This window comes from Porphyromonas gulae, assembly GCF_000765945.1.
Taxonomy (GTDB): Bacteria; Bacteroidota; Bacteroidia; order Bacteroidales; family Porphyromonadaceae; genus Porphyromonas; species Porphyromonas gulae.
Window position 1 is genome coordinate 54,298 of record NZ_JRAT01000020.1, and the last position, 6,504, is coordinate 60,801.

Below are 6,504 nucleotides of genomic sequence, written 5' to 3' on the forward strand. Positions count from 1 at the left end.
AACAGCACCCTTTTCGATAGTTTCCCAAAAGTTTTTGCAAATGGTAAAAGGAGGAATTGTTTTCGGGTATCCAATACCTATCTACGATTCATCCGAGTTCGGCTTTTTTCTTACATTTGTCGGCGAAGAAAATCCTTCTTCAGGCTGTAAATACCTATCAATAAACGACTAAATGATAATAGACATGTACTCCGACTTCATCCACTCCATACCCTCTGTGGCCTATTGTACCACTCCTATACAGCTTATCTCACTCCGAAGTCGGATAAAAAACATCTACGTCTATGGCTAATCAGCAGGAATAGCTCCCTTTGCTCATCCTCCGAACTAATAAGGCACCCGTCGAATTCTTCTGCGAATTTGACGGGTGCCTTTGTTTTATTATCTCGACAAACAGCCTTTTCTGCCCTACGATTTATATATAAACTGCTTACAATCTATATATAAACTAAAAACGATTTATATACAAATTGAAAACGATCTATATATAAATCAAAAATGGTTTATATACAAATCGTTTTCCAATCTCACAGAAAGCAGGTTTTCAAGTAAAATTGTCTACTTTCTTATCTTTTTCTCCTTGATTCCTACCTCCCAAAAGCTGCTTATTTAGAATGGTTCCAAACTCGCCTTCGTTGTTGAAAAGTTTTTTGGCGCGTATTTTTCATTAGCAAATTTTCTTCAAATTTATAAGCTACAGAATATTTATTACATTCATTTCATTTGTTATTTATAGGTATTTTATCAAATTTCACCCCAAAATATTTTTCGTATTCAGAAATGGCAAAAGTATCCATCATGCCTGCAAGGTAATCAATGGTATTTCGTGCCCATATTTTGTCATCGTCCTTATCATCAGGGCGATAGTCAGGAGGAAATAGCATTCCATTTTTGTTTACACTTTTATCAGAATACAGTTCATATAGAGATTGTAAAACTATTTCTCCTCGCCTTTCATACAAAGCAATATCAGAGTCTCTGGTTACACACTCAAAAATTAGAGTCCTCAACTTTTCAGACAAATTCTTATATTTATCTAAAGACAATTCACAGTCCCCTTTTTTTGTTCCATGCTTTTTAGCGTCTTCTTCGGAAATCTCAGAAAGAGTAATATCTTTAATGAATTCATGAGTTAAGAGAGAGGTCATTCTCTTTCTGAAAACCTGTGAGTATTCTTGTATAGTTTTATAGGATTCTGACTTGATTGCATACTCACGCGCTTTTGATACAAAATCTTCATTGAAAATATTATATATTTGGGGATCATCAATATTCAACTTGTAAAGTAATTCATCAATATTAAAGTATCTCAACGACAATGCGTCTTCTAAATCGTGAACAGCATAGGCTATTTCATCAGCCAGATCTATTATCTGAACATCTAAAGTTCTTATATTTTTTAATCCATTTTGATTTCTGATATTTCCTAAAAACTCAAAATCCTCTCTATACATGAACTTCTTAGTATGTAAATCTTCCTCAATTATATATTTATTAATTGCCAAAAGAGTTCTGTATGTTAAGTTCAAGCCTTTAAAGTCCGGACCTTTTTTCTCCAAAAGTCGCAATACCCTAAAATTTTGAGCATTGCCTTCAAATCTGAGATTGAGATCAGACTCTTTTGCTATGGTATCCAACACTCGCTCCCCTTTATGTCCAAATGCAGGATGCCCAATATCATGAGCTAAAGCAGCAGCCTGCAACAGATACATATCTGAATTATCATATATGACCTGATTATTTAGAGACTTATTTATTTCATTAGCAATCGAACATGCGATCTGACTTACTTCAAGGCTATGAGTCAATCTGTTTCTAAAAAAAGCAGTAGATTCAACTCCAAGTATTTGCATCTTCCCTTGTAGCCTTCTAAATGAAGATGAATAAAGAATTCTCGCGTAATCACGTTGAAAATCATCCCTCTCAGGAAGATCTCTTTCCTCCTTTTCTCTTGTTGTTAAATCTTCTTTTTTTTGGATCGAAACCTGTTCTTTAATTTTCTCAATTTGACACTCTTTAAATCTCATAAATCCAAGTTGCTTTAATTCTACAAAACATTATATTTTCAAAAAACTCAATAGACATTTTCCTGATCTAACAAAGATCATTATATGTTATCAAAACATCTTCAGTCGAAAATTCGATTAGAAATGATGTTTTATCTAATTATCCAATCGTAAAATTCGGCTTTCTTATCATTACAAAAATGATGAATAATCAGTATACACGTCAAAAAAACTTCACATTTCACGAATTTGAGTCCTCAAATATCGAACACATTTGCAAAAACATCCGTTTCGCTCTTTCTGTTATCCTTCTGTGAGGAAAGAAATTCGTATTTTTGTCCTCATTATCAAAGAATAACAACCTACTACGTGCAATCGAACTATGCTCACGTCAAAAGAAATCAGAGAGTCGTTCAAGACTTTTTTTGCCTCAAAAGGTCATAAAATCGTTCCCTCTGCCCCCATGGTGATCAAAGGCGACCCTACGCTCATGTTCACCAATGCCGGCATGAATCAGTTCAAAGACATCATACTCGGAAATACCGAGGCTAAATACACTCGTGTAGCAGACTCGCAGAAGTGTCTGCGTGTAAGCGGCAAGCACAACGACCTCGAAGAGGTAGGCCATGACACCTATCATCATACCATGTTCGAGATGCTCGGCAACTGGTCGTTCGGCGATTACTTCAAGAAAGAAGCCATCGAATGGGCTTGGGAATACTTGGTGACGGTATTGGGTCTGGATCCTCAGCGTCTCTATGCTACCGTATTCGAAGGCAGCCCCGAAGAAGGCCTTGACCGCGATGATGAGGCAGCATCTTACTGGGCACAATTTCTGCCCGAAGAGCGAATCATCAACGGTAATAAGCACGACAACTTCTGGGAAATGGGCGATACCGGCCCCTGCGGTCCCTGCTCGGAAATACATATCGACCTGCGTTCGGACGAAGAGCGTGCCCAAATAAACGGTTTGGAGCTGATCAATAAGAGCCATCCACAGGTCATCGAGATATGGAACCTCGTCTTCATGCAATACAATCGGAAAGCCGATTCTTCCCTGACGCCTCTGCCACACAAGGTGATCGATACGGGCATGGGATTCGAGCGTCTGTGTATGGCCTTGCAAGGCAAGACTTCCAATTACGATACGGATGTCTTCCAACCCCTTATCCATGCTTTGGCTACGATGACGGGGATCGGATACGGAGAGGATTCCGCCTCGGATATAGCCATGCGCGTAGTGGCCGACCACATCCGGACTATCGCCTTTGCCATCACGGACGGCCAATTGCCCTCCAATGCCAAAGCCGGCTATGTCATTCGCCGTATCCTGCGCCGTGCGGTTCGCTACGGCTACACCTTCCTGCACTGCCGCGAAGCGTTCATGTACCGATTGCTGCCGACACTGATCGATACGATGGGCGATGCTTATCCCGAATTGCAAGCACAGCGCGAACTGATCAGCCGCGTGATCAAAGAAGAGGAAGAGAGCTTCCTGCGTACACTGGAAACGGGTATCCGCCTGCTGGAGAAAAAAATAGCCGACAATAAGGCTGCCGGCTCCACCGTATTGGACGGTGCCGCTGCCTTCGAATTGTACGATACGTTCGGATTCCCCCTCGACCTCACAGCCCTGATCCTATCGGAAAATGGAATGACGGTGGACGAATCAGGCTTCGACACGGAGATGCAGAAGCAAAAAGAGCGTGCCCGTAATGCCGCTGCCGTAGAAGCCGGCGACTGGGTAGTGCTGCGTGAGGGTGAATCCAAATTCTCAGGATACGACTTCACCGAAACGGAAACAGAGATCCTGCGCTACCGTCAGGTGAAGCAGAAAAACAAGGAATACTTTCAGGTGGTACTCTCGGACACTCCTTTCTATGCGGAGATGGGTGGACAGGTAGGCGACAGCGGTCAGCTGATCGATGAGTCGGGTGTAGCCTATGATGTATTCGACACGAAACGCGAAAACAACCTCTCGGTACACCTGATGAAGAAATTGCCCGAAAGCACGACGGATACTTTCGTGGCACGGATCAATCAGGACAAACGCCGCCAGGCAGAGGCCAACCATACGGCTACGCACTTGCTGCACGAAGCTCTGCGCGAAGTCCTCGGAACGCATGTGGAGCAGAAGGGTTCGTTCGTCAGTCCGGAGGTGCTTCGTTTCGACTTCTCCCACTTCGGCAAGATGTCTCCGGAGGAGATCCGAAAGGTGGAAGAATTGGTATCCGAGCGGATACGTGCCGACTTCCAACGGGAAGAGTTTCGCGATGTGCCGATTGCCGAAGCACAGGCTATGGGAGCCATGGCCCTCTTCGGAGAGAAGTATGGCGAAGAAGTGCGTGTACTCAAATATGGCTCTTCCGTAGAGTTGTGCGGAGGTACGCACATTCCCTCTACCGGCATGATCGGGACATTCCGTATCGTTACGGAAAGTTCGATAGCATCGGGAGTTCGTCGAATTGAAGCCGTAACGGGCATCGGTGCCGAACGTTTCATATACGAGAAAGAAGATATTCTGCTGGCTGTAAAGGAGCTGTTCAACAACAATCCGAACCTGATCAAGTCCATCAAGAAAATGCTCGAAGAGGATGCAAGTCTGAAAAAACAGATAGCGGACATGAAGCACGAACGCATGCTGAAGTTCAAAAAGTCGCTTCTCGAGCAGGACGTTCGTCGCCGTGGTATCCGTCTTTTCCTCTTTCAGGAGATCATGGAGGCAGAGACCGCTAAGGATATAGCTTTCCAGATAGCCGGCGAACTGCAAGAGAGCTTCGTCCTCATAGCAGGAACGACCGAAGGTGGCGAAAAATGCGCACTGACAGTGATGCTCTCGAAAGACCTCACGGAGGGAGGAATGGATGCAGCCAAACTGGTGCGAAGTGCCGCCAAGCACATACAGGGCGGTGGTGGCGGACAGCCTCACTTTGCTACGGCGGGCGGCAAGAATCCCAAAGGACTGCCTGCTGCCATTCAGCAGATACTGACCGAAGCGGAGCTAACGGACTGATCCCCCTGCCTGTGGTCATCGTCGGAACAGATATTATCGGTCATAAGCTGGTACCTGCACTGTCGGGTATGGCTTACGACCGATTGTTCGTTTTGTGCGACGAGGCAGTGGCAACGCTGCATGCAGAGCGAATTGCCCCGATCAGAGCACTAACGGCCGCGGATGATTGGTATTTGCTCTCCGGAGGGGAAACGATCAAACATTGGGAAAACTGCCCATCCCTATGGCGATGGCTGAGCGAAAGAGGTGCTTCACGCCGCTCTCTACTATTGAATATAGGAGGCGGTACCATTACGGACTTGGGCGGCTTCGTCGCTTCGGTCTATAAGCGAGGTATCCGAACGGTAAACCTCAGCACAACGCTGATGGGGATGGTAGATGCTTCGGTCGGAGGGAAGACAGGCATAGACTTCGAAGGCGTCAAAAATGAAATAGGCACTTTCCATCTGCCGGAAGCAGTCTTCTGCGACTGTGCTTTCCTCTCTACCCTACCCGACCGTGAACTGCTGTCGGGATATGCAGAATTGATAAAGCATGCTCTTCTCATGGGAGCGAATGAGTGGAAGGGAGTCATATCTTTCGATCCGTTCGGTAATAATGTGAAGGCATGGGAAGAGATCGTTCGGCATAGCGTAGCTTTCAAGGAGTCGATAGTAAATCGGGACTTGCACGAATCCGGACTCAGAAGTATGCTCAATCTGGGACATACCGTCGGGCATGCGGTAGAGAGCTTTTCCTATAGCCTACCGGGAAATGTAGGCCTCTCGCATGGCCATGCAGTCATGATCGGCCTTATCTGCGAACTCTATTATTCGGTGGTGGCACATGGTTTCCCTCGGGAGATCCTCTACTCGCTGGTCTCATGGTCCAAAGAATACTACTCACCCTTCTTTTTCACCTGTAAGCAATATCCGGCTCTGACGGCTTTTTGCATGAAGGATAAGAAGAATCTGGAAGGCAAAATCAGGCTCATTCCCCTCAAAGGGATAGGCTTACCGGCAGAACCATGTGAGATAACGGAGAAAATGTTGCACGAATGTTTCGATTTTTATCGCGAAACTCTTGGAGGGTAAATAAAAAAACCTACCTTTGCAACGCAATAAGCAAGCGGGGTGTAGCTCAGCCCGGTTAGAGTACGCGTCTGGGGGGCGTGTGGTCGCTGGTTCGAATCCAGTCACCCCGACTGGTAAACGGGTAACTGCAAATAATTTAGGCAGTTACCCGTTTTTGTATTAAAAAGTGGGACAGATACGGGACAGTCCCGCAGCAATCGAGAGCAGCCGAGGTCGCAAAATTTTTTTTGACGACACATGGCAAACAATATCAACATATGTATTGCTGATATGGCGCGAAAGTCCACAAAAAGCCCCCATCCTAAAAGGACAAGTGAAGTGCACCCAAAAAGTTGGACAGGTTAAACATTATCCGGTTATAGAAAGAGTTCGGTATTGCACCGGACTCTTTCCTTTTAACCGTGATTTTATT

The 6,504-nt window shown here is 45.0% G+C and carries 3 protein-coding genes and 1 tRNA gene; 3 read left to right on the forward strand and 1 reads right to left on the reverse strand.

Annotation, left to right across the window (positions count from 1 at the left end; genetic code table 11):
* Positions 1-719 precede the first annotated feature (719 nt).
* On the reverse strand, positions 720-2,027 hold the full coding sequence (locus HQ49_RS07455; RefSeq protein ID WP_039419312.1) for a deoxyguanosinetriphosphate triphosphohydrolase family protein: 1,308 nt from the start codon (positions 2,025-2,027) through the stop codon (positions 720-722).
* 361 nt (positions 2,028-2,388) lie between these two features.
* On the opposite strand from HQ49_RS07455, the gene alaS reads away from it, so the two are divergent.
* The 3 genes from alaS to HQ49_RS07470 all read left to right on the forward strand — a co-directional run bounded on the left by alaS (position 2,389) and on the right by HQ49_RS07470 (position 6,202).
* Positions 2,389-5,019: an alanine--tRNA ligase gene (alaS, locus tag HQ49_RS07460; RefSeq protein WP_039419313.1), complete on the forward strand. Its 2,631-nt coding sequence runs from the start codon at positions 2,389-2,391 to the stop codon at positions 5,017-5,019.
* An 11-nt stretch (positions 5,020-5,030) separates the two neighbouring features.
* A complete protein-coding gene (aroB, locus tag HQ49_RS07465) occupies positions 5,031-6,092 on the forward strand; it encodes a 3-dehydroquinate synthase (protein ID WP_039419315.1) in 1,062 nt (353 codons plus the stop codon).
* Between the two features lie 35 nt (positions 6,093-6,127).
* Positions 6,128-6,202, forward strand: a tRNA-Pro gene (locus HQ49_RS07470).
* Positions 6,203-6,504 lie beyond the last annotated feature (302 nt).